A 22,624-nucleotide genomic window follows, 5' to 3' on the forward strand; every position below is an offset into this window, starting at 1 on the left:
GCAATTAACACAGATTAATATGAATAATTATCTGTTTGCAACCGCGAAAGCTAAGACAATCAGAGAAGTAAAAGCAAACAATAAAAATAGCAATACTGACTTTAGTAAGTATACAGATAAGTTCATGTCACCTCAAGGTTTGGCACTTGCCGGGGGAATTGGCTTATTATTGCTTTTACAGCTTTTTAGTAATGGTAAAAAAGGCAAGCTTGCTACTAGCTACTGGGGTGGAGCCAAGGAAACCGCCCAAGCTAAGAAAAAAGCCCTCAAGCAAATCGTCGCTCCTAAATGTGATAGCGCCAGTTTATATATTGGAGTACACAAATACAATGGTCAAAAATTACCCAAGGGGAGTGGGGGAGTTCCAGTTTATGTACCCGATGTCCAACGGGGAACTGCTGTAATTGGCGCACCTGGTAGTGGTAAATCATTCTCGGCTATCAACCCGATGATTTACTCAGCAATTGACCAAGGTTTTGGTATAATATTATACGATTTTAAGTATGCCAGTCAAGCCAAAATCGCCAGTTATGCCAAATCTAAGGGGTATGACGTACATATCTTTGCACCGGGATTTCCCGAATCAGAGGTATGTAACCCAATCGATTTTTTACGCGACAGTAGCGATGCTGAAACCGCACGGCAGTTAGCTACGGTAATTAACAAAAACTTCCGCCTGTTAGGTAATGCGTCTGAGGATGCTTTCTTTGGCCCCGCCGGCGACCAGTTGACGCAGGCTATTTTAATGCTAACTAAAGAGTTCGGCGATCGCGCTGATATTATGACGGCTGCGGCAATACTTTCTAGCGAGAAGATGGTCGAACGCTTGATGGCAGCCGAACTAAACCCTTGGATTAGGATAGCTTTTGGTCAATTATTTAGCTCGGCTGGTTCAGAGAAAACTGTAGCGGGTATCGCTGGTAGTGCTTCATTGATGTTCACCCGGTTCATGGCAAGGGGTACATTGGGATGCTTTGTCGGTAAAACAACCTTGCCCCTGGAGGTAAAACGCAAACAGATGATTATCTTCGGGTTAGACCGCGAACGCCGCGATGCTGTCAGCCCCCTAATGACCAGTATTCTTCACATGGTAGTTTCCCGCAGTATTGCCAAAAAACGTAAGGAAGACGGCCCATTAGTAGTGTGTCTTGACGAGTTGCCAAGTATCTTCCTTCCAGATTTATTTAGATGGCTTAACGAATCTCGTTCCGAAGGATTCTGCGGTATCCTGGGTTGGCAAAATATGGGTCAGCTTGAAAAGATTTATGGTAAAGAAATCTCTAAAGCTATCCTTGGTGCGTGCGGTACAAAATTTGTTTTTAATCCTGGTGAAGAAGAATCAGCACGATTATTTTCTGCATATTTAGGTGAAGAGGAAATTAAATATAAACAAAAATCCCGCTCAACGGGAGGGGGTAAAGCCAGCACATCTATCAGCGAACAAGAACGGACTCGCAAGCTATTTGAGCCAGCCCAATTCCTCAAATTACCACCTGGTAAATGTCTATTTATCAACCCTGCTTATAGTAATAAAAATGAAGGTTCAGTACCACTATTAAAAAACATTAAAATTCCCAAATATATTATTGGACTAGAACAAGAAAATGAAACTAACTGGGATAAACTCATCAAAGAGCTTGCTAGGAAAAGTACCCAGAAAAAACCTACGCAGGAAGATTTAGATTTACGAGTCAAGGAAGTAGATCGGAAGTTTCCTATCCCACAAGCACCAGTACAAGCGGGCAATGCACCTTTGCCTGTTGATGCGTACAAGAGCTTTTTCTAAAAACTTTAAGTTTAATGACCAACTGGTTTTTATAAAGTACAGTCAGACTGTTTGAATTTATAGATTATTTTCACCACATTTAATATATGTTTGACTCCAGGCACACTCAAATTAATGAATCATATTTAGGTACAGCCGATACTGCAATTCAAACAAGTCGAGAATTAAGCAAAAGCCTAATCAATGCACTTACTAAGATAGCTAAAGTAATTCTCGAAAAACTCAAAGAAGCTCAAGAAGCAAGTAAAATTGCCGTTGAGGTTGGCAAAGACATTTATAATCTTGTACCTGATGAATCTACCCCTGGTGCATATAAATGGGAAAAGGTAGATTTAAGCAGCCAAAGTATAAAAAGCAATCAAGAAACTAATATTGTGTTAATGCCCGATTTATTAGTAGAAGGTCAATACACAATAGAAACTGAACCTTTTACTGACTATCAAGCACAAACAATTGCTGCAAGATTAGTAGAGGATGTACCCAATTTCAATAGTGATTATCAGCAAACAAGTGATAATACTCTGAAAATTACAGCTTATCTAGAGTCAGATGATTCAGAAAAACAAATCGTTATCTACGAACAAAATAGCGAAGGTAAATGTACAACTAATCTGGCCACTGAAATACTTACTCCAGATGAAATAATAGATGTGGCAAGTGAACCACTAGTTAAGCTACTATCTCCATCTGCTGACATTATTAATAATTATAAAGATACAAAAGAGTTATTATTTGATGATAAAAAACCAGATATTACAGAAGTAACTCCACCATTAGACAATTTACCAGTAACACTGAACGAAGATAATCAACCATTAAATTCTGAAATTGTAACTACACCAGTTAACTTGGATTATGAAGAAAAGGAAGCTGTGGTTGGTTTTATAGATGATATCGATATTAGTAATCCACCCAATTTTGACTCCCCACCAGATGTAGATTATTATCAGTCTCCTGTAGTCAAAAACTATCCTGAAGCAGTAGAGCAGACACTCAACAAACAATCTGAAACTAACATTCAAGCAGCAGAATCAAATATTTCACAACAGTTACTACAAGATGAAAACAGCGAAAACAGTTCGTCTATAAATCAAAAAATTAACTTATCTGTTGAAATAGAGGTAGATAACAGTTTTGAAGATGATGTGGTCAATAATCTTCAAGAAGAAATCGCACAATCCGAAGAAACTATTCAAATTCAACGGATAGTTACTAGTAACCCTCAATCTCAAAATCAAGCTGAAGAGAAGGTAAATAAAAATGTAAATCCCAATCAGTTTTTTGCACAAGAGCCAGAGGCACAAGCAACTAATAATCGAAAAAAATATGCACCTGAATTCACCTATCAAGAAATAGCTAATTCTCAAGATGTAGAGCCAGCAGCGCAACAGTGGGCGCGTCAGGTTGAAGTACCTATTTATCAAATTAATAATAAACAAGCGCGGGAAGAACGTTACAACGGGGAAAATAAAGACATTGCTGAAACGGCGATCGCAATGTTAAAAAAAATACGGCACTCTTGAACAAGATGGGTCACGTATTTACCGTAGCGATACATTTGTGATTCGCCAACAGACAGACACTGTTAGCATTCATCGCCGCAGTGATGAATTATTTGGGTGGGAGAACTCTTTGATGGATTTTAAACTCAACAAAAAAGAGGAACCCAAAATCACGAAAAAGCCTACAGAGATGTTACCTGTTGAACGTCAGGAGTTTCTCATTGTGGCAGAATACTTAGGCGACAATGGCAAGCTACCTGACCTCAACAATGCCGATATCCGTGATGTAGCAAACAGCTTGGGGAGTCTTGCACCTGCCGGCACAATTAAAACGCTGGAAGTATTTAAACAAAATGAGATGTTGCACACCCTGAATAATGTCCTCATCCAAGCTGATAAGGAAGAACTTACAATAGGTGAATTTACCATCAAGCGATCGCGCAACCCCGAAAAAAAATCGAGCCAGCTTGCAATTATTTAAAACTACCGAAGAAAAAGGTAATCAGGAACTTGTCCGGTTTGACCTAACTAAAACCGAAGCTGGCATTACCAAAGAAGTCAGCAAGATGAATATCTCTGAGTACGATATCAACCAAATTAAGTTTATTGCCCAAAACGCCAGCAAACTCAACCTAGAACACATCTTTGGTAACGAACAATCTACTCCCACCGCCGCATCTGCACCCAAAAAACAAGTAATACAAGCAGTTGGCGATTTACCTGTCACAGTTCACCCCTACATCGCCGAGGAATGGGCAAATATGGTCAAGCATGGTGGCCCTGACTGGGGAGGGGCAATGAATCAAGGCAATGAAGAAATTCTACAACGGATAAATGAAAACAACGGCAAGTTACCAATTACCGACCAGCGAGAGATGTACTTCAAGATTATGACCTATAAGGCAACTGAGGCACAAAAGCAAGGAGAAACAGTCGTCGATTTTGTTCCGCTTAAAGATATTATGAATGACTTGCAAGCATGGCGAGGAGAAGAAATTCGGCAGCAATATACCCCTACTGAACACATACCCTCCCCTCAAAAGCAAACTGTCGCTGCTGCTGCACCTAAAACCAAGTCAAGAGAAGTTGAATTATAAATTACCCGTCACCAAGTTTGCAAAGTTGCATTGGCAATATAAAAACTTGGGTTTAGAAGTTACGCAAATTTACTTCAGTTGCAAATTTAAAATTCAACAAGCTTTTCATTTATTTTAATGATTAGTTTATTATTTTAAATAATACAATTTAAGGAAAAATTACTACGTAAAGCTCACGCTGATACTCAATGTAGTATTTCAGGCGAAAAATCAAAAAGTGAGCTTAACATCTGAATTAAAAAATAGAAATTCACCTATCAGGGGATGGTTTGACTCTAGACTAAACCAAACAGTTATTAAAATGATTACTAGCCATAACCAACTATTAGAAAATCAAGAAATTATTAAAACAGTTGATGGTGTAGATTTTCCATTGGTAGGAAATGCGATCGCCAAAGCACTTGCCAAGTATCTAGGAAACATCTATGAAGATAAAACATGGTTTACTAATTGCCTCGCTCAGGTTGGAGCTAAAGCCCTCAAAATAGAATATGCTTTTGATTACTGCGTTACCAATTCAACTTCCCTTGAAGAAGAAGCTCTAAAGTGTATGCTGCTGGGTGCGTTAGAAAATTATGCACGCAGCCGTAACATACATGAAATTATTCAACCTTTTCTACAAGGAGAAAAAACCCTTCAACTTGAACCAGAATATTTCAAAAAATGGCTTCCTACTATCCAAGATACATCTCAAATTATCGGTATTTTACCCCGTAGTTGGCAAACTGTAGCTAATCAAGTGAGCGGAAATATCACCTGCAATGCTTCATACCCTTTAAGTGAATATCTTGGAGGTGCTGATTGCCAGATAATCGCTGGAAATACTCTTATTGATGTAAGAACAACTGCCAAGAAACGTCCCTTCTCTCTAGAAAATTTTTTACCAACAAATTAGTTATGTTCTGCTTGATAGTAATGACACCTATCGTATCAATCAACTAGTCTGGTTTTACAGCCGTCAACAGTCGGTATTCTTCTATCCCACTAACAAAATATTCCGCGACTTGCGAGCAACAAGGGAAGAATTTAAGAAAATGATTCTTGATAATTATGAAACAAATAGACTAGCAGAACAAAATAAGTGTTTATATCTTCCCCAAGAAGGATAAAAATATGATTCAAGATTTTCAACTTAACCCTAGCCTCAATATTTACTTTGATGGCATGGAGTATCACGCCAAGATTCATTTTGATGATGCTTTTGAAACTGAAGCAGAAAAAAATTGCAGCAAGTAATATTAGCTCTCTTGCTACTAAAGTCTCTAATCGTTGGCGGCAGTATCTTCTAAGTATTGCAAATAAATACAAGCAGTAATCGACCAATTATCCCTCTCAAGCAGAGGGTTAACTTAACGAATAAAATTCAAAATTTGCTCGTTTAAATACTATGAAAATAGGTTTCTATCCAGTATTGGGTAAGAATGATTTTCTCAGAAGCAAGGGTGAAAAAATCCCGATTTGGCACTTGCTTGAATATCAGCCTGCGGGCTGGCTATACTCACTCGCTACAAGAGCAGAAATTGTTCCAGATAGTCTGATTATTCATGACTGCGGATCGTTTAACTACCGCGACCAAGATATTCCTAATCTCAACGGTAAATATGTTGATGCCCACTGGTCTATTCATAGATATCGAGAACGTTCAAAAGTTGGCGATATTATTGTTTGTCCTGACCATTTACTTGTAGGGGAAAATATTAGAGAACGGCAAGAATATAACCTTCAACAAGCAAAAACATTTATCCAACTTGCTAAAAGTTATCTTCCCAATAGAATCCCCTTAGCAGTCATCCACGGGCAGTCTCTTAGTGAACGCCTCGAAGTAGCTAAATATCTTCTGGGGCTGGGATACCGCCATCTCGGTATCGGTGGGCTTGTTCCCCAGGCGAGAGAGTATTCAACTAACTTATACATTGTCAAAACACTCACTGAGGTTGTGCGCTCTCGCAGCAACTCCGCAGGAGTATCGCACGAGCCAAATGTTCATCTACACGTTTTTGGACTATGTTCGCCCCAGTATGCCAAAGCTTTTACTCAGATGGGATTATCCTTTGATGGTTCAACTTTTATCCGAGAAGGACTAGGCGGTGGGATGTTTGTCAGTCATGAGGAAAAACTAATTCGGATGCCAGCTTACTGCACGCCAAAGTGCAACTGTCATGTTTGCAGGGTTCTCAACCGACATAGGATTGACCCTCGGCTGACAAACAAAGGACGGACGCAGACTATGGGAAGAATAGCCCACAACCTCAATCTGGCGATCGGCACTTACAGAAAATTCATTCCCAAGGAAAAAATCTACCTGGTTGCAGGATGTGGCAAGCAGCTTCCTTACTCTGCTGCCGCCAAAGACTTATATTGTTCGCAGCACTTTCAAGCTTGCCGTCGCTACGTAGAAGAAAAAGAATCAAGATGGTATATCCTGTCACCTTTACATCAAGTTCTTAACCCAGAAACAATCATCAAGCCCTACGATAAATCCCCCTATTCCTTATCTCATCAGGAACGTATACTATGGGCGGAACAAGTAGCAGAAAACCTCATACAATTTGCGTCTTTAGAAATAGAGTTTGTATTTTTGACGGGCAAGCTTTACAGACAGGAGGTAACACCCATTTTACAGGCGAAGGGATACGAGACAAAAGTACCCATGCAGCACCTAGCCATTGGACAACAACTTGCTTGGATAAAGAAGGAACTGGAGCAAGAAAAACAGCTTGTTTTAAATATTTAACCCAGCAGTAATAACACCAAAATGAGTTATGGAGATTACAAAGCGAGTAATTAATATAAGTGGAAAATTCGGTAGTTGGACTGTATTAGAAAAACAAGGAAAGCAAGTATTATGTAAGTGTGATTGTGGAATTCAAAAACTTGTCTACAGTCACACTCTCACCAATGGTCGCTCAACTAACTGCGGTTGTAAGAAAAGAAAAGAATCTATCCCAGTTGGCGCAAATTTTGGGAGACTAACAGTGATATCTGATATAGAAGTTAAGGGGAAAAGGGGTGAACTACTCCTCCTTACCTTATGCAGATGCGGAACCCAAAAATATGTTAGTAAAAATAGCTTAAAAAGAGGGCTTACGCAAAGTTGCGGATGTTTGCAACGGGACAGCCTCAAGACCGATAAAACTATCCACGGTCACTGCAAAAGCCACGAGTATAACTCCTGGTTACACATCAAGCGCATCTGCTATAACAAGAATCACCATCAGTACAAATATCATGGCGGGTGCGGAATTGAAGTTGATGCATCCTGGCGTGATAACTTTACCCAATTTCTAAAAGATATGGGATTAGCACCCGAAGGAACAGTTATATCTCGTATCTCTCAAGAGAGTGACTTTGCCCCCGGAAATTGTCTATGGATACCCAGAAAAGAACATTATCGTCAAATACATGTATTAAGAAGAAAAGAATTATTTATTTCTCAAATTTTACCTAAACCAGTCGTTACAAATAGTGAGATTAATGTTTCACCAAACATTGTTCGAGCAATCATCAAAGATCATGCAAATGGTGAAGCCAACATGAATAAACTTGCTACACAATATAAAATTAGCACTCAAGACGCAATAAATATTATCCTTCACCACGTTTAACTATCAATTTATTTTCAATAAAAGTGCGCCATCGAATTAAAAAGGCGCACTTTTTCTTTTATAGCAAGCATTTAGTTTTCAAACACATATCAAATTAGTAGATTAATTACCACAGCTGTTACACACATCAGCAAGGTAGACATTGATGATTAGTGATTCAGGAAATAATCACTAATATCTAAAGTGTTGTAGCTAAGTATAAAGTTTGACGAAGTTATCAATTAGCTGAACAAGCAAAGCCTCAAGTCAAAATTATAAAACTTGCACATGATAATACACAACGGCTCTTATATCTGGTTTCATGCAGGACAAACTGCTAGATGGGGAACTATAAATGCGATTAAAGCATTGCCATACCTAATGATTGCATACCAAATCGACGGACAATGGTACAGTGACCCCAATTTTTCACAATCTAACAACTTAGAATATAAACCAGTAATCCCTATAAGTTCAGCAATTATTCATATACCAAAAATAACAGTTGAGTTACAACCAATTGTTCAATTATGTGCTGGATTTAGGAACAAAAGAATTCATAGTTTTTGGGTGGTTAATGCTCCCGCTCAGGTATTGAAACATATATTAAAGTGCAGCCAATGGGACAGTATATCACTCAAGCAACTACTAGCAACTTTGCACGAATTAATTCTTTATGGCTATGAAGTTAAAATACTTCCCGCCAAAAAGGAAACCATATCCGCTATCGAATGGATGGAATAATAATGAATAATAGCAACCAACAACTCACACTTTACTATCCTTGTGCAATTCAGATTTTAGATCAGTTTGTACAGACAATATCAGTTGAGTTTTGGATACAGAATCCAATAAACGAAAAATGGAATTTGTTACCATGTAAAAATGGTGATAGCAGCATATCAGGTTACATATATGCGATAGCACCACGGATAATGGTTTATACCAATGAAGAATATCCGTCTATAGAAGATTTTTTACGAGCTAAAAAAGAGGAAGGTGTAGACTATCCCATTCGACATAAAAGAACTTATCTTACAGTTAAGGGTGCTGCATCTCACAAACTATTCTGGGCATGGACAAATCCTCAAACTAATAAAATTGAACGCATCCATTGGCATCCTTTAGCTATAAAAGCAAAGGCAAGTGAAGATGACCGAACTGACTACTCAAATATAACTCCAGTCAAGATTGTAAATGGAAAATTAATCACACTTGAAAAGGACAATTTACCATCAAATAGAGCAGCTTTTTCAGAGTTTATTGCAGACAGAGAAGAAAACCTCCGCCTTGCACTTGAAGCCATGAAATCACCCAATCCTGATGCCGCACTCGAACTACTGGCCATCATGGAAGAAATATCCAAAGACTGCTTCTACGCCAGTTGGATTATGGGCAATGGATACAATTTAGAATCAATTCTTAAATCCTGGAATGGCACTAGTAACGTCAGCTACGGTAGTGGGGAAATCACACATCAACAATTAGCACTAATGCGCGTTCTCTGTGAACTATCCCAAGGTTGGTGGTTTTGGGATGAAGATAAGGATACTGGCGTAATTTTCCAAAGTTAAACTTACAGGAAAATCGCCTGATTATTGGGGCTAAGAGTCTTGCGATCGCTTTACACGATCGGGAATGCGCTTACGATTAACAGTAGCGCATTTTTTATACTCAATATGAAGAAGGCCGCCCGCAGATGCCTGTTCGCTCTTTGCGTGTGGTTAGAGCTTTGGGGTGGACGATGGAGGTAGACAGACTTCCATAGCTTGAATCAAGCCGTGTTCAAGGGTGAATCGATGGCCCACGTGCTCATCGGCAAGAACTGCGTAAGCCTTGTCACGCACGACCTGATGTACATCGACCAAAATGCGCCCGCCCTCCTCCAAGTAAAAGGTTTGCGGCTCAACGTGCGGATCAATCTCGCTCCATTGCTCCGTCCAGTAAGCGCGAACTTCTTCAGGCCCACGGACAAAACCGCCTTTGAACGCTCTCGGCCAAACCACGTCCGGAGTCATGAGAGCAAGGGCAGCGTCAATGTCTCGCGCGTTGAAGGCTGCATACGCCGCACGGAGCAGCTCGATTTCTGGTGCTCTTTGATCTGACATAAGCGGTATGGTGAAGCAGATGCAGTAAAGACTAATCTAATAATTTATTGTATAGAGTTTAGCTGAAGCTTTTTTTATCGACACTATCATGCGTAATGTCAGGTTTATTTCGAGGATTTCCCGTTTTTAATTCTTCTATTGTAAGGAAGGTTGTTTTATACCCACATTCCACACTTCAAAATGAATTATCTATATTTTCAATAAAAATTCCTAATAATATTCAGGTTATACTTACAACTCCATATCGCAATTCCGAGTTGGAGAAAATTGATATTGCCTTTGCCTTGCAGCCGCTATTTCAAAAGAGGTATCAAATTCCGTAACCTTTGTTCCAAGTTTTAATTCCTCGTATAAAGGTACACCATCACCGTCATTGTCACTAAGAAGAATCTTGGTCATGATATGAGCCGGGGCAACTTGCGCGAGGCGATTTACTACATTAGCAACAAACTCGTTAGATGCTTCGCAGCCATTAAGGTATCTAATCAAAGCATCAGCAGTAGCCTCAGTCATCTTAGCTGGGTTTTTTACCCCCGCTTCCAGAATAAAGTCATCGTAAATAGCTTTCTCGCTATCAGTAAAATTTTCCTTGCAAGCTTGTTGGATAATTAATTCAGCCTGCTGTTGTTGATTTAAAATTGTCATAGTGGTTTTTAGATATTGTTAAAAGAGTAACAGATATGACACATTATGTTTGCGATTTATATGGCAATACAAATTGGGATCTTCCAATAGAAGAAGTCACTGCTAGAACATTCAATACAGAACAAGAAGCAGAACAATGGTTCAAAGATAAGTGTTCTGGTAACAGTATTGAATTTAGTGGCTTCCATGACACTGAACGCTACGTCACCAACTGGGTTTCCTGCAACGGTAAAGAAGTTGGTGAAATTACCAAACGCCCTAGTTCCAATGAATTCTAATTAGGAATTCAGAAAATTGTCTGGTGCAAACAATTTTCTCGATCAAATTTAACTCCATATTAAATGACACTCATAGACGGACAATTAATACGAGAACACGTAAAGCAAGAATGTCAAAAATACAAATCCATTTTTCAAGCATCTCAAAAAGAAGTAGCAATCATCAGATTTGAGGCTTCAGAAAATGCCAGCAACGGACTAAGAGCTAGATATGAAGCAGCCAGAATCTCAGCAGAACAAAAAGTAGCAACATTCAACGCTATTGGCATTACTCCCAATTATATTGTGCTGTCACCCAATATTGCAGTAGAGCAATTTGGCAACATTATCCAATCCATTAATGAAAATAGCAAGGTGACTGCTGCTATTGTTCAATACCCAATTCCAGCTAAGTTTACAAGTTCAATTGGGCTATTAGAACCACAAAAAGATATAGATATCGTCCGCAGACAAAGTAACAATTTCTTTGAAAGTTGTGCTACTGCTGAAGGAATCGCCAGAATTGTTGAGTCCTACGCACAAAGGGATTCCAATGTTGCAGTTGTCGGCGGAGGTGGCTTTGTGGGCAGTGGTGTCATCAAATATTTAGAAGCAAGTAGAATCAGCTGTTTCTGTTTGGAAGACGGCGATGACTTGAGTAGAACTCAAGCAGCTGACATTGTGGTATCAGTCACCGGAAGACAAGGAATTTTCACTCCTTATGTACTCCCGTCTCATCACTTGGTTGTCGATGGTGGCTTTACACCTACTGCTTCTGGTGCTGCTGGCGATGTAGATCGCAGTGCTTACAGCATCCCCCAGAACATTACGCCCGTCCCTGGAGGTGTTGGCCCGATAGAAATGGCAATTTTAGCAGAACGTTTGGTAAAAATGGATTTGGGCGTAGAACTTGGGAAATGGAACTACCAGCAATTACAGCAAGAACAAATGCAACGTGCTACTATAATAGCCCCCATAGCTAGAGTGTTCTTCGCACAACAAACAACTGCCTACCCTCAATCCATTCGCACAGAGAGAGAAAACCTATTTGTCTTGGAAGGCAGTAACTACCAGATCCGCTTCAATAGCACCACGCAAAGTTTGATTGTTGCCAGAACCAATGAAAAGCTAACGTTAATTCGGCTATCTCTTGCAAGTAATCAAATTGAAACCGCTAGAGGTATAACAAACGAGGACGTAACAAGATGGCAACAAATTCAAGCTGCGATCGATTCAACAACAACGCAATCAAATGATAGAGGTATGGAGCTTTGAAATTATCAATCATCACTGCAACATACAATAGACCTATGCAGCTTGCATCTACTGCACTGCCAAGCATTCAAAGTCAAACTGACCGCAATTTTGAATGGATCGTCATCAATGATGGTGCTAATCCGGACACCAGAGATATTATCACCAGTATTAGGGCAAAAGCTGATTTCCCTATCACTTACATTGAAATGGAACACCCTGACCCTTGCAGTGGCTTTGGCTTGTGCTACGCTCGTAACCTGGGACTAGATGCAGCTGGTGGTGACATTATTTCATACCTGGACGATGACAACAGTATAGCTCCTGAATTTATTGCCTCAATGCGGCAGTACTTTAAACAACATTCCAATATTCGATATAGCATAGCAAGACAGCAGCGCCGCCGCGATGTCATCCGCAATGGTAATGTTATTCGCCAAGGAAAGCCGTTTGTTTCACCTAGCAATTGCTGCTCCTTACAGCAGCTTTTATGGCAACAAGAGATATTCGACAGCAATGGTTTCGTCCACTACCGAAACAATGCTCCTAGATGGAACCCTCAGTTTCAAGTATTCGCAGACTACGAGTATTTGCTGCAATCTGCTTGCATCTGGGGTGAAAGTGGCTTTGGTTTCAATGACAGCATTCTTGTTAACTATATCCAGTCTTCTACTGGTATTATTGGTAGTTCTAATTACGAGCAGTGGGCAACTGAGCTATCGCTAATTGTCACTAATCAAGCTAACTATTCCATCCTTAAAGGCAGTATTGTTGAACGCTTAGAACAGCTTGTAGATAGTTATAGTACCAAGGCACAAATTTCATTAACGCCAAAAGCGTTTGCGTTCTGACAATATAAATCAGAGCATCAATAGTATGGCAATAACCAAAACCACTACTTTGGACTAACGCCTACCTGCTAAAACAGCAAGTAGGTAAATTTTTATGAACCAGCCTGAATGGTTAGAAGCAAACAAGCAGGTTTATTCCAAAGAACATGGTGTTATCCATATCGCCGCCATCATTGAGAAAAACCTTTATTTTAAAAAGGGTAGTTTAAACCAAATTATTTTTGACTGGGAGCATGAGGTAAATAGCGGTAATTTATTACCTCTAAACCAAGCACCAACAGGTAAAAGTATTCTCTACCAAGAGATAGCTGCTATACTTGATGGCTCTGGAAAATTACAAAGCTGTGAAGTAATTCCTGCTCAAGAAGCTAAACTTTATTCCATCCCAGATGATATTCACCCTCTAGTTAAACTGGCCCTAAGTAAGTCAGGAATCAGTCAATTATATTCTCATCAAGTCGAGGCATGGCAAGCTTACAAAAAAGGAGAAGATATAATTCTCCAAACTCCTACCAGCAGTGGTAAAAGTATCTCTTTTCTCATTCCAATCATTCACGAGTGTATAAAGGGTAAATCAGCTTTAGTATTCTTTAACTTGAAAGCACTTGCATTTGACCAGGTAGAGAAAATACGTTCCTTTGTTAGCCACTTAGATGAAAATATTCGCCCCCAAATTCTCAATATTAATGGTGATATTCCTCCCCAAGAGCGCAAACAACTTTACAGCAATAAACCCTCAATTTTATGCGTGACTCCTGATGTATGGAACCACGAGCTTAACAACTACCAATTCGATTCAAACTGGGGATTTAGAGAAACAATCAGAAAACTTTCAATTATTGTCTGTGACGAAATGCACTTTTATCAAGGCATATTTGGTTCGCATTTTGCACTACTTAATCGGCGAACTCAACTCATGATAGAATCTGTCGGCAATGATATTTCAAAATTACAATACATCTTCGCTTCTGCAACCATTAGTAACAGCAGCGAAATTGCCCAGAAGATATCTAATCGAGAAGAACAAAGTAACCTTGCTATTATTGACCAAAGTGGGGCAAAACGCTCGGAGATTACTTTTATTAGCCTCAAACCACGAAACAATACATTTTACCAAACTGCCCAAGTCGCAGCTATGCTCGTAAGTAAAGGCATCGTCGGGATTTGTTTCTGTGATAGTAGAGAACTAGTTAAAGTTTTAACTAATGCCATACGTAAAGCTTTAATCGAGATGCAGCTGCCCCACCTGGGAGAAACCATCTCAGCATTTTATGGGAGCATGAAGGCAAATCAGCGTAACAAAATTATTGCAGATATACAAAGCGGGAAGGTCAAGTTCATTATATCTACAAGTGCTTTGGAGGCGGGTCTAGATATTGGGTCTATTGATGCAACTATCGTACATAGTTACCCTGGCTCAATTCTTGCCTTTCGCCAGAGGGCAGGACGTGCGGGGAGGCAGGAAGCAGGACTATTGGTGTTTATTCCGTCGAAAAGGTCGATTATGGATTCTTACTACGCCAATTACCCAGAACGCCTTTTATCTGATTCTCCAGAAATTATCAACTTTAACCACAATTATGAAACAACTTTGGAGCAGCATATTCTCGCTTGTTGCAAAGAAAGTAAACCGACACAAGCTCAAATTGCCCGACATTTTGGTAGTTCTGGTAATGCGATCGCCCGACAGTTAATAGGTGATAATCAACTGATATTCAGCTACAATCAAAGACTGACAACTAATCGAAATCTCGGTTATGTCCACTCAAAAATTAAAGTTAGAGGCAACACTGACCAAAACATCAGTTATATCAATCAAGATAGCGCAGAAGAGTTTGAGGAAAGTTCGGCATCTTCTGCACTAAGAGAAGTTTACCCTGGTGCTATATATCTTGCTCAAGACTTTGATGGCAACCCCGTACAGTATAAATCACAAGAGCTAAATTTAACCGAAGGGAAAGCCATTCTCAAGCCAATTGAAGCAACCAATTTATTTAGTCGTCCTAAAGGAAGCCTAAATTTCGAGGAAATTAAAATTGTCGGGGAAGCCAAAATTATCAATCTTCCCCAAGGGGCTGCTAGATTTACACCTATTTCAGCCAAAATCAAAGAAGAAATTTATGGCTACAACTTGTACAGGCTGGAACAAAAATGGACTTGCACTAATAACAGATGTCGCAACTTCAATTTAAATTTAACTGGACATTTACAAACTTGCCCTGCTTGTAAAACCCAACTGATTGAACGAGATTTTGTCGAACTATTGGAGGAAAATAAGTACGAGGAATCTCTTGCTCTTAACTACAATACATTCTGCGTCAGGGTTGAAATTAACGCTGATGCAAGAAAATATTTTTCAGTTGTGGTCAAAAATCACAGAAAAGAAATACTTAATAAACAGAAATATATTACCAATGAGGAGAAACAACTATTTGAAAGCAATGAAACCCAAATTTGCGTTCATACTCTCGCTCATCACCTTATACTCAGTTTACCACTTGTCGAACATGGAGCAAACAGTCGAGATATAGATTTCATGTTAGTAGAAGTACCTTCTAATCCTAAGATAGTTGGCTATTTCTTTGATACTTGTGAACATGGTACAGGTATGTGTGATACCCTCATCAAGTATTTAGAGACTGCCTTTATTAAGGCAAAGTTTCTAGTCGATAATTGTCCTTGTAAATACGGCTGCTCTTCTTGTACAACAATTCAACGCTGTCCTGATGATAACGAAGCACTGTTTAAATCAGTTGGGCTATCTCTACTAAAGGAAATAATCAATCCCACAGAGACAAGAACTATTAATCAATAGTTAAGATAATCCTATCCAGCTTGGGTAGGATTATTTTTTTAGTAATTCAACCACATACATCGCTTACGCACAAGATTGATGAAAGTTTTGAGAATAAGCGATGTACGTCGAACTATTAGCTGATTCACATCCAAACCCTAAAAAAATTTCAAATTATTTACGCACCATCATTTTTACTTACAGAAACAAATTTTCAAATAGGAGATTTTGTCGAGTCTAACAATATTGATTTTATTATCAATCATGCTGTAAATCTAGGGTATCAGGTGAAAATATCTCATCCTGAAACCCAACAATATAATAAATATCCTCTTCCCAAAATCAGTGATGAACTAGCCGATTTGATAATTAATTATCCATCAAACTTAAAACTGCGAACTAATGGGATGGTTTTTGAACAAAGGGCATATTTAATGTCTAAAGTTTACGATGAAGTGTGCCAAAACCTTGAATCAAAAGCTCTTTTAAGAGAAGCAGAGTATTGGCTGATAAATTACGCACGAGAAGTAATTGCCAAACAATGTCATTACTTACCAGATATCCTAATGAAATTAGATAACCCAACTGTGAGAGCAATGGCAATAGATACACTCATGCTTTGGCAACCAGATTGGAACAAGGCTATCTCTCAATATAGAGGAAGTAGATTTGAGGCTGGCAATAATGAATTTGAGGTGATCAGCTACTATCACAATCAAAAAAAGAAGGGGAGGGAGGGGATAATGGTACTGTGCAAGGTAACAAAAACTATGAATAACTATCTTGAGTTTCCTACCTTTCCTTGCAATGCAAACTGTACTCTTGGGACTTATCAAGTCGAAAATGCACTTAACAAAAGGTTAGCTTAAAACATAATCGCCATCTGAAATATTAATCATGGACGAGCAACAAATCAACTATTTAATAACAGGTATTTGTACGTTTCACTGGAATGCTGATTTTCATAAATTCTGTCAAGTCTGCAACTTTGACCCTAACAACACCTATTCAAAAGAGAAATGGCAGCAGTGGCAACAATTTGTATCTGGTATTAAAGCGTTTGACCAAAATACACTTGTTAAGCTAGTTGAAGCTGGCCATCAATTAGCACCACAGTCATAATCTCAAACCACTACGGTTACTAACGCACTCGTGCATGAATTATCGAAGTAATTAGCCACATGAATTCATGCACGCCCAAATCCGTCATTTGGTATCTTCGCTTGACAACTTACCCGAAGAATGGCGAATCGTCCCTACCTTTGGTAAACGTCCTCTAGGGAAAGAATGGGAAAAAAAATACTTACTCTCCCAAAGAACTACAAACTGAACTCGTCCGCCGCCGGCTAAAAGTTTGGACAAATAACAGATTTATCACACCCACTGGTGTAGCCTTGGTTTGCGGTTTCAATCATCCTCAAGGGTACTTAGTAGCTATTGACTGCGATGGGGAAACATCCTGGCGACAAATCATCCAAATTAACGAACACCTAGAACCAAAAGAACTTAACCAGCTAATACCCATCAGCGAAACTCCTGTGGAGTCGTTACACGATCGCGCTCAACAATATCTCCCTCCCACAATTGCATTTACCTCTGGGAGGAAATATCGCAGCCAACGCTTATACCTCATCCCAAATTCAAAAGCTTGCGATGTCAAATCTCGCAAAATCAAAACTGGGAAGGACGAACACCTGGAGTTTCGAGGCAAAAACCTAGCTTCAATCCTCCCCCCGTCCTTTCATCCAGAAGGTAGAAATTACAGATGGCTTCCCGGCTGTAGTCCATCTGAACGCCAAATAGAAATAGCTCCCGATTGGGTAATTGCCCAAATGCTTGCCAAACAGGAGAAAACAAGAAAGTTTAACCTACCCAAAGAAAAATATAACCGCAGATATGGGGTAGACAGGTACGCTCATTTAATTCCCTCAATAGAAACCAATATCCAGACTGCACTTGTACTACTCGAAGTCATCCACCCTCGGTTTTCAGATGATTACCATTCGTGGATTCAAGTCGGGATGGCACTTCATAGTGTTAGTCCCATTTTATTTAAAGCATGGGACACCTGGAGCCAACTTTCTCCTAAGTACAAACCAGGCGAATGCGCCTACAAATGGCAGTCTTTTAACAAGACAGGTATCACTATCCGCACTTTATTTAGATTAGCCAATCTCTCTTAATCATGAGCAATCAAACATCACTTGACGAGAATGCAACTGGCTTTGAAAATAGCTATAGCAGTAAAGATTTTAATCCTGATATTCAGGATAATCTAAATTTAGAAGAAACATTAAATGAATCAGCAAATACTGAAGTTAAAACTCAAGATTCATCTAACGATATAACTTTAACCAAAACCGCCATAATAACAATTCAGTTAACACCAAATTCTGAGAAAGCAATTGTCACAATTGGAATTCAAGATGCACCTCCGATTATTAAGATAATTACCCTAGCTGAGATTAAATCTCAGTCTATCATAAATAACTGGCTAAATGATTTAGAAAAATCTCTCCCAGGAATGTTAAATATCTGCAAACAAAGGATGGAAAAGCAGACTACAGAGCAGAATCGACAGGAACAATCAAAACAAGTACAAAAGCGTAACCTACCTGAAGATAAAGATAAAAAACCTGCACCTAACAACCAACTGTCACTATTTTAATTACCATGAAGTACATTGCTATTATCGAAGGGCAAGAAATTCCTCTGGATGAGGCGATCGCCCAGGATGACAATACCCTCAAAACAGCTATTAGCGTCTACTTTCCAGAGTATGCTAATGCCGAAATTGAACGACAAACAACTGATGATACAGTTTCAATTCGTTTAGTAAAAAAAAGCAGGTACTAAAGGAAGTCAGTTTAGAGAATTGAAAAACAGTTTTGAAGAAATAAATCCTGCTCTAAAGTTAGGATGGCAGATAAAGCTTCTAGAGATAAACAGTCAAATTAGCCTCGAAAATTTAATTACCTTACAACCTGAGATAGATAAAGCTATCAAGCTCGGTCAATCTTGGGAAACGTACAGCCAAAAAAGTTGCTCAAAGCCTTAAACAGCAACCTGCTATTACGAGTAAGTATCCTGTACTGTAATCACAAATTTATAGCCGCTACGAGTTATAGCGGCTGATTCATTATGCTTGGCAACATACACTCATTTAAAATACCTATTACTTGTATAACAGCAATTAATTATTTAGAAAATCTTTCCGAACGAGTAAATATCTTAAGTCTGTATCAAAGATTATTTCCAGAAAAATGGTTAGAATCAACCATACCTATTAATAAACAATCACATCCAACTAGTGCTTACCTCGATAGAGAAATTGAATTTATTAACCTAGTGAATGAAAATCTATTCCCAGTAGAATATATCGATGAAATCGAGTTTAATCCCGAACGTGATAGTATTCTAGTTTCACCACAAAGACTTGAGTGGTGGAATGAAGATTTTGATGAACTGGTATACTCAGAGAAGTTCCTACTTTCATTGATGGGTCAAGGGTACAATATCAGTCAATGGAAACTAAATTTTGGTTTTACTCCTGACTACCTTGCTCCAGCAGAAGAAATTTACTTCGAGAAATTCGTAAAGCTGTGTCGTCGGTACAAAAATCCCCTGCAATATTTAGATATAGCCATACGAATTATAGATTACTCGACTGAAAATATTTGGCTAGATATTACGTGTGAAACAAGCGATTGGCTGGAATGGACTTATGAGAATATCGTATTTCTAGCTCAAAAGTGGCAAGAAGCCGTTTCGATGATAGAGAAATCAAATGAGGTTAGCCATTTGTTAGAAACATCTATTTCTGCTCGAAAAGCAGCAGTCAAAATTTGGAACCAAGCATCAAAAGCATGAATGTAGACACAAATATATTACCGATAATTAACTTAGAAAATGTCTCCCAAATCCTGCTGTCCAATATTCCCCAAGATGATTTACTAGGGCAGTTAATTATCCTCAAAGGACAGTTTATTTTAGTCGAACGCGAAGGCAAAGAGTCTAAATATAAATTCTTGTCTCCTGAAGCAGTAGAGAAAGCCTTCACAAGTAAAACTGCCGCATCTGGATGGCTTTCTAGCAACACAATTTGGTGGGGTAAAAATCCAGAGGGAGAGGCCATTATTCAGTTTTACTCTCCCCAAAAATATCAAATTCAAATAATGGGACAGGAATCTGAAGTAATTACTGTACCAATGCCAGCATTCTTATTTGCTGGATGCGGTAGTAAATATTACCTGTGGGCAGTTAAAGGCAGGGTATTTAAACCAGACGCACAACTGTACAAGCCTCCTTTACCTAATATTTGGGACGACTCTAGTATTTGCTTTGGGGGAAATTCTCTCGGTATGTGCAGTGCTGCAACCATAAGCCAAGTTTGGGATTTGTTCTGGAAATCACCTTTTAACAAGGACTTATCTCAAGGCAAGTCAAAAACTCATCCCGATAATATCAGCAATCAGCTCATCAAATTACACGAATCTAAAGCTAAATCCTACCCTTCAAGTGACCTTGTTCCTGTTCATAGCTGGAAAGTCACAACCCCAGAAGACATTATCAATCATTTGTTCAGTTAACCATGAATCCTTTTATCGGTTATCACCTCGCTACAAGTAATAACTTTCCTCCTTACAGTCAAAAACTCCAGGAATACTGGCTGGCAGCAAATGGGCTTTTCTTGCGATCGCATCGTCGCGAATTAGAGATTTGCTTGCAAATTGCCCAAACTCAAGTTGCTGGACTCCAACCCCTTGAACCCTACTTTCGTTTGAAAGTTCCAAAAGTCCCCAGCCAAGCGATCGCCGAGATTATCAATGCTGCTAGTATCAACCCCCAACAAGAAATCCTATTCTATTTGGGAGTGACAAACAACCAATGGTGGTGTCACACACCACTGCAAACTGCGTCCTCTACTCATGTCTTATCTTTAGAAAGCGCACTTGATAAAAGCTATACAGATAGCTTTGTGGAAATGCACAGTCATGGAACTCTAGCTGCTTATCCTTCAAGTGCAGACAATCAAGAAGAAAAAGGCAAATTTCGAGTGTTCGCGATTATTGGCACGCTGAATACCATTCCCACAATTTATACCCGCATCGGGATATACAATCACTTTTTCGACATCAACCCCAATCAAATATTTGAACTGCCGCCACAGGTAAAATGCTTGAATTAACTACTTACCAACAAGCTTTACCCGTCTTACCTCGCAATCATACTCGTATCAACTTTGTTTTAGTAGGAGTAGGAGGAACAGGCGGGTTTCTTGCAGAAGATTTATGTCGAATTATTCTGCAACTCCAGCGCACTAAGAAAGACATTAACTTTGCGATCATTGATGCCGATACTGTCGAACTCAAGAATATCAGCCGCCAAAATTATCAACAAGCTGAAATTGGTCTACCAAAGGCAGAAACACTGGCTGCAAGATGCAGTGCCAAGTATGGAATAGAGATTACAGCCGTTTGCGACTGGTTTGAAGAAGACATGATTCGCACGGCCAGTTGGTGGAATACCCTAACGGTAATTATTGGCTGTGTAGATAACAGCGCCGCCAGGAGCAAAATTCACTCTGTTCTTAAAATCAACAGTGCAAATGAGCCAGCATCTCTATTTTGGCTGGATTGCGGAAACAGCAACTACTCTGGACAAGTAGTAATTGGAACGCACTCTAATTTTGATATAGTCCAAGCTTCCAATAACCCAGACAAACCTCAATTCTGGTTGCATCTTCCCTCCCCGGTGCTGGTTCACCCAGAACTGCTAGTTCCTCAGCCGGAAGAACTTAGCGACAACAACCTTTCATGTGCAGAAATCCAAGCACGGAATTATCAATCACTATTCGTCAATAAAATGACGAGTGCGATCGCAGCCCAGTATTTACTAGAATTAACCCTCACTGGGGGGTTGAAAAAGTTCGCCAGTTATTTTGACCTCAAAGCAATGTCAACTAGAAGTTTATACACAAGCATTGACCAACTCAAAAAATACTATATTCCACAGCCAAATTACCACAAATAGCTTACGCAAATATATCCCAAAAACTAAATTTGGGATATATTTTTATGAATCGTTTTAATTACAAAACACTTGAACTAGTTGAACAGAATCCAGAATGTTTATCAACAATAAGTTATCGTAATTTAACGGTTAAAAGTGAATCTGAAGTTGTTGGTGCTCAGTTTCACCTCATTATGCAACAAATTGGGTTAGGGCTACCAGTCGAAGCTTTATTGAAGGCATACCCTCAAATTAATAACTGGGTCGATAAGGTAAAACCTTTTCTAAATATTCCTGGCAACAAACAATGGAACGCACAACTTCAATATTTATACCACGATATTCTTCTCTACAGCGAGTGCGATCTCATTATCTACGGTGAAAATCAAGTAGTTGGGTTTGACTGGACAATTCAAAAACATCCTAAATTTGAAATTCTTGAGAGCAAATGGCAAACTCAACTGAGGTTATTTCTCCTATACGAACAAACTGGAATACCATTGGAGCAAATTAGCCTGGTTTACTTGTTCGTTAACACTGATAGTATTTATCAGTTTACTTATTCTGAAGATAAACATTTGAATTTCAAAGCCCGGCTAGAAGAAACACTCACTCCTTTTGTAGAAGATGATAAGGAGAAAAAAACTTTTAACCCACAAAATGACTTCTCAAGAAGCACATGATAAATGGCTAGCAAAAGAAATATCAACTATGGAATATTTAGCAGCAATTCC

22 protein-coding genes and 2 pseudogenes are annotated in these 22,624 nt (G+C 39.1%); 22 read left to right on the forward strand and 2 right to left on the reverse strand.

The genetic code is table 11. The features are described 5' to 3' along the window. The first annotated feature begins 19 nt into the window (after window positions 1–19). The 8 genes and pseudogenes from ACX27_RS24455 to ACX27_RS24490 all read left to right on the forward strand — a co-directional run bounded on the left by ACX27_RS24455 (window position 20) and on the right by ACX27_RS24490 (window position 9,543). Window positions 20–1,786 (forward strand): type IV secretory system conjugative DNA transfer family protein, encoded by a 1,767-nt coding sequence (locus tag ACX27_RS24455; RefSeq protein WP_062298544.1) that lies wholly within the window; start codon window positions 20–22, stop codon window positions 1,784–1,786. Window positions 1,787–1,872: 86 nt separating this feature from the next. Continuing rightward, window positions 1,873–4,385 (forward strand): annotated as a pseudogene (locus tag ACX27_RS24460) (hypothetical protein). Between the two features lie 301 nt (window positions 4,386–4,686). Further along, window positions 4,687–5,280: a hypothetical protein gene (locus ACX27_RS24465; protein ID WP_235526347.1), complete on the forward strand. Its 594-nt coding sequence runs from the start codon at window positions 4,687–4,689 to the stop codon at window positions 5,278–5,280. A gap of 218 nt (window positions 5,281–5,498) precedes the next feature. Continuing rightward, entirely contained in the window at window positions 5,499–5,621 is a 123-nt protein-coding gene (locus tag ACX27_RS34995) for a hypothetical protein (protein WP_256364358.1), read from the forward strand. 151 nt (window positions 5,622–5,772) lie between these two features. Continuing rightward, on the forward strand, window positions 5,773–7,119 hold the full coding sequence (locus ACX27_RS24475) for a DUF6884 domain-containing protein (RefSeq protein WP_062296252.1): 1,347 nt from the start codon (window positions 5,773–5,775) through the stop codon (window positions 7,117–7,119). 28 nt (window positions 7,120–7,147) lie between these two features. Continuing rightward, window positions 7,148–7,990, forward strand: coding sequence for a hypothetical protein (locus ACX27_RS24480; protein ID WP_062296255.1), 843 nt, complete (start codon window positions 7,148–7,150; stop codon window positions 7,988–7,990). A gap of 267 nt (window positions 7,991–8,257) precedes the next feature. Continuing rightward, window positions 8,258–8,713 (forward strand): hypothetical protein, encoded by a 456-nt coding sequence (locus ACX27_RS24485; RefSeq protein WP_062296258.1) that lies wholly within the window; start codon window positions 8,258–8,260, stop codon window positions 8,711–8,713. Window positions 8,714–8,715: 2 nt separating this feature from the next. Continuing rightward, window positions 8,716–9,543 (forward strand): hypothetical protein, encoded by an 828-nt coding sequence (locus ACX27_RS24490; protein ID WP_235526348.1) that lies wholly within the window; start codon window positions 8,716–8,718, stop codon window positions 9,541–9,543. Window positions 9,544–9,693: 150 nt separating this feature from the next. Here the strand turns inward: ACX27_RS24490 and ACX27_RS24495 are convergent, their stop codons facing one another. Further along, window positions 9,694–10,077: a nuclear transport factor 2 family protein gene (locus ACX27_RS24495; RefSeq protein WP_062296261.1), complete on the reverse strand. Its 384-nt coding sequence runs from the start codon at window positions 10,075–10,077 to the stop codon at window positions 9,694–9,696. 231 nt (window positions 10,078–10,308) lie between these two features. Beyond that, window positions 10,309–10,722: a hypothetical protein gene (locus tag ACX27_RS24500; RefSeq protein ID WP_062296263.1), complete on the reverse strand. Its 414-nt coding sequence runs from the start codon at window positions 10,720–10,722 to the stop codon at window positions 10,309–10,311. A 35-nt stretch (window positions 10,723–10,757) separates the two neighbouring features. On the opposite strand from ACX27_RS24500, the gene ACX27_RS24505 reads away from it, so the two are divergent. The 14 genes and pseudogenes from ACX27_RS24505 (at window position 10,758) to ACX27_RS24570 (ending at window position 22,573) form a co-directional block, all read left to right on the forward strand. After that, window positions 10,758–11,000 (forward strand): hypothetical protein, encoded by a 243-nt coding sequence (locus ACX27_RS24505; RefSeq protein WP_062296265.1) that lies wholly within the window; start codon window positions 10,758–10,760, stop codon window positions 10,998–11,000. A gap of 63 nt (window positions 11,001–11,063) precedes the next feature. Continuing rightward, a complete protein-coding gene (locus ACX27_RS24510; protein WP_062296267.1) occupies window positions 11,064–12,254 on the forward strand; it encodes a bifunctional 5,10-methylenetetrahydrofolate dehydrogenase/5,10-methenyltetrahydrofolate cyclohydrolase in 1,191 nt (396 codons plus the stop codon). Then, window positions 12,251–13,084 (forward strand): glycosyltransferase family 2 protein, encoded by an 834-nt coding sequence (locus tag ACX27_RS24515; RefSeq protein WP_083468826.1) that lies wholly within the window; start codon window positions 12,251–12,253, stop codon window positions 13,082–13,084. Before ACX27_RS24510 ends, ACX27_RS24515 begins: the two co-directional genes overlap by 4 nt. A 94-nt stretch (window positions 13,085–13,178) precedes the next feature. Continuing rightward, window positions 13,179–15,899, forward strand: coding sequence for a DEAD/DEAH box helicase (locus ACX27_RS24520; RefSeq protein WP_062296269.1), 2,721 nt, complete (start codon window positions 13,179–13,181; stop codon window positions 15,897–15,899). A gap of 266 nt (window positions 15,900–16,165) precedes the next feature. Continuing rightward, window positions 16,166–16,747, forward strand: a complete 582-nt coding sequence (locus ACX27_RS24525) for a hypothetical protein (protein WP_235526349.1) — start codon at window positions 16,166–16,168, stop codon at window positions 16,745–16,747. A gap of 28 nt (window positions 16,748–16,775) precedes the next feature. Then, complete coding sequence (locus ACX27_RS24530) at window positions 16,776–17,000, forward strand: hypothetical protein (RefSeq protein WP_062296271.1); 225 nt, start codon at window positions 16,776–16,778, stop codon at window positions 16,998–17,000. A 67-nt stretch (window positions 17,001–17,067) separates the two neighbouring features. Then, a pseudogene (locus ACX27_RS35505) lies at window positions 17,068–18,061 on the forward strand (bifunctional DNA primase/polymerase). Between the two features lie 2 nt (window positions 18,062–18,063). Continuing rightward, entirely contained in the window at window positions 18,064–18,546 is a 483-nt protein-coding gene (locus ACX27_RS24540) for a hypothetical protein (protein ID WP_062296273.1), read from the forward strand. Window positions 18,547–18,551: 5 nt separating this feature from the next. Further along, window positions 18,552–18,734, forward strand: a complete 183-nt coding sequence (locus tag ACX27_RS34325) for a hypothetical protein (protein WP_235526351.1) — start codon at window positions 18,552–18,554, stop codon at window positions 18,732–18,734. A 285-nt stretch (window positions 18,735–19,019) separates the two neighbouring features. Then, window positions 19,020–19,748 carry a hypothetical protein gene (locus ACX27_RS24550; RefSeq protein ID WP_062296276.1) on the forward strand — a complete coding sequence of 243 codons (729 nt, stop codon included), beginning with the start codon at window positions 19,020–19,022 and terminating at the stop codon, window positions 19,746–19,748. Then, window positions 19,745–20,467, forward strand: a complete 723-nt coding sequence (locus ACX27_RS24555) for a prokaryotic E2 ligase family D protein (RefSeq protein WP_062296282.1) — start codon at window positions 19,745–19,747, stop codon at window positions 20,465–20,467. Before ACX27_RS24550 ends, ACX27_RS24555 begins: the two co-directional genes overlap by 4 nt. A gap of 2 nt (window positions 20,468–20,469) precedes the next feature. Further along, on the forward strand, window positions 20,470–21,066 hold the full coding sequence (locus ACX27_RS24560) for a Mov34/MPN/PAD-1 family protein (RefSeq protein WP_062296285.1): 597 nt from the start codon (window positions 20,470–20,472) through the stop codon (window positions 21,064–21,066). Continuing rightward, window positions 21,054–21,911: a ThiF family adenylyltransferase gene (locus ACX27_RS24565; protein ID WP_062296287.1), complete on the forward strand. Its 858-nt coding sequence runs from the start codon at window positions 21,054–21,056 to the stop codon at window positions 21,909–21,911. Before ACX27_RS24560 ends, ACX27_RS24565 begins: the two co-directional genes overlap by 13 nt. Window positions 21,912–21,955: 44 nt before the next feature. After that, window positions 21,956–22,573, forward strand: a complete 618-nt coding sequence (locus tag ACX27_RS24570; protein ID WP_235526352.1) for a hypothetical protein — start codon at window positions 21,956–21,958, stop codon at window positions 22,571–22,573. The last annotated feature ends 51 nt before the right edge of the window (window positions 22,574–22,624 follow it).

The organism is Nostoc piscinale CENA21 (genome assembly GCF_001298445.1).
Classification (GTDB): Bacteria; Cyanobacteriota; Cyanobacteriia; order Cyanobacteriales; family Nostocaceae; genus Nostoc_B; species Nostoc_B piscinale_A.

Bases quoted from the DNA above. Each gene is read 5' to 3' on its own strand.
- ACX27_RS24455 (WP_062298544.1), top strand. From the start codon at position 20: ATGAATAATTATCTGTTTGCAACCGCGAAAGCTAAGACAATCAGAGAA.
- ACX27_RS24465 (WP_235526347.1), top strand. From the start codon at position 4,687: ATGATTACTAGCCATAACCAACTATTAGAAAATCAAGAAATTATTAAA.
- ACX27_RS34995 (WP_256364358.1), top strand. From the start codon at position 5,499: ATGATTCAAGATTTTCAACTTAACCCTAGCCTCAATATTTACTTTGAT.
- ACX27_RS24475 (WP_062296252.1), top strand. From the start codon at position 5,773: ATGAAAATAGGTTTCTATCCAGTATTGGGTAAGAATGATTTTCTCAGA.
- ACX27_RS24480 (WP_062296255.1), top strand. From the start codon at position 7,148: ATGGAGATTACAAAGCGAGTAATTAATATAAGTGGAAAATTCGGTAGT.
- ACX27_RS24485 (WP_062296258.1), top strand. From the start codon at position 8,258: ATGATAATACACAACGGCTCTTATATCTGGTTTCATGCAGGACAAACT.
- ACX27_RS24490 (WP_235526348.1), top strand. From the start codon at position 8,716: ATGAATAATAGCAACCAACAACTCACACTTTACTATCCTTGTGCAATT.
- ACX27_RS24495 (WP_062296261.1), bottom strand. From the start codon at position 10,077: ATGTCAGATCAAAGAGCACCAGAAATCGAGCTGCTCCGTGCGGCGTAT.
- ACX27_RS24500 (WP_062296263.1), bottom strand. From the start codon at position 10,722: ATGACAATTTTAAATCAACAACAGCAGGCTGAATTAATTATCCAACAA.
- ACX27_RS24505 (WP_062296265.1), top strand. From the start codon at position 10,758: ATGACACATTATGTTTGCGATTTATATGGCAATACAAATTGGGATCTT.
- ACX27_RS24510 (WP_062296267.1), top strand. From the start codon at position 11,064: ATGACACTCATAGACGGACAATTAATACGAGAACACGTAAAGCAAGAA.
- ACX27_RS24520 (WP_062296269.1), top strand. From the start codon at position 13,179: ATGAACCAGCCTGAATGGTTAGAAGCAAACAAGCAGGTTTATTCCAAA.
- ACX27_RS24530 (WP_062296271.1), top strand. From the start codon at position 16,776: ATGGACGAGCAACAAATCAACTATTTAATAACAGGTATTTGTACGTTT.
- ACX27_RS24540 (WP_062296273.1), top strand. From the start codon at position 18,064: ATGAGCAATCAAACATCACTTGACGAGAATGCAACTGGCTTTGAAAAT.
- ACX27_RS34325 (WP_235526351.1), top strand. From the start codon at position 18,552: ATGAAGTACATTGCTATTATCGAAGGGCAAGAAATTCCTCTGGATGAG.
- ACX27_RS24550 (WP_062296276.1), top strand. From the start codon at position 19,020: ATGCTTGGCAACATACACTCATTTAAAATACCTATTACTTGTATAACA.
- ACX27_RS24555 (WP_062296282.1), top strand. From the start codon at position 19,745: ATGAATGTAGACACAAATATATTACCGATAATTAACTTAGAAAATGTC.
- ACX27_RS24560 (WP_062296285.1), top strand. From the start codon at position 20,470: ATGAATCCTTTTATCGGTTATCACCTCGCTACAAGTAATAACTTTCCT.
- ACX27_RS24565 (WP_062296287.1), top strand. From the start codon at position 21,054: ATGCTTGAATTAACTACTTACCAACAAGCTTTACCCGTCTTACCTCGC.
- ACX27_RS24570 (WP_235526352.1), top strand. From the start codon at position 21,956: ATGAATCGTTTTAATTACAAAACACTTGAACTAGTTGAACAGAATCCA.